Source organism: Methylomonas rivi, assembly GCF_024505165.1.
GTDB lineage: Bacteria > Pseudomonadota > Gammaproteobacteria > Methylococcales > Methylomonadaceae > Methylomonas > Methylomonas rivi.
Genome location: NZ_JANIBK010000362.1, coordinates 1 through 729, shown reverse-complemented (window position 1 = coordinate 729; position 729 = coordinate 1). Strand labels below are relative to the sequence as shown.

1 protein-coding gene is annotated in these 729 nt (G+C 30.5%); it reads left to right on the top strand.

The genetic code is table 11. From position 1 onward, the window contains the following. Nucleotides 1-581 (top strand): hypothetical protein (locus tag NP596_RS21750; protein WP_256617459.1); only part of this gene is annotated, 581 nt, incomplete at its 5' end. Nucleotides 582-729 lie beyond the last annotated feature (148 nt).

Here is a 729-nt window from a genome sequence, read left to right as displayed (position 1 = left end):
AAATCAATGAGTTTTACTTACAAGAATTCATTGAAGGCAGAAGCATATATCTGCTGTATTATTTTTATAAAAATAATACATGCTTGAAATATTCACAAGAAAACCTAATCCAGCAAAAAGGAGGAGGCTCAATTTTAGCCGCCAAGCCAGACAATATTCACCATACTAATATCTCTAAATCGTTCGAAGATTTATTTTATTCAATAGGTTTCTCAGGATTTGTAATGGTGGAAATCAGAAACAGATTAAATAAAACATACATGATAGAAGCAAACCCAAGATTTTGGGGGCCTTCACAGTTATTTGTAGATGCTGGCGTTAATTTTTTTAATGCCTTACTTTACGAATATGGATTCTTGGAGAAAGCACCAACCCATATAGAAGAAAAATATAATACAACTTATTTTTGGGACGATGGACTATCATTTGATAAAAAAAATATTGATGATACAACATTTTATTATCTTAACAAACAAGATTTTCTATCTAACTATGCACAATGGGATAAGAATAATATCTTAAAAAGGGATGATACAATAAAAGTGTACAACTACCTAATAAGTGGCGGGAGTAATGAATAATGAATCTTATACTACAAACGCTTTACCAAAAAACTAGCAAGCATTCTAACTATCAAACCATACCCAGCAATCTAGAAAAACTCCTACCCATTACTGATATAGAAATAAAATCGAGACACGAAAAAGAACGACTTAAATATTTTTTAAA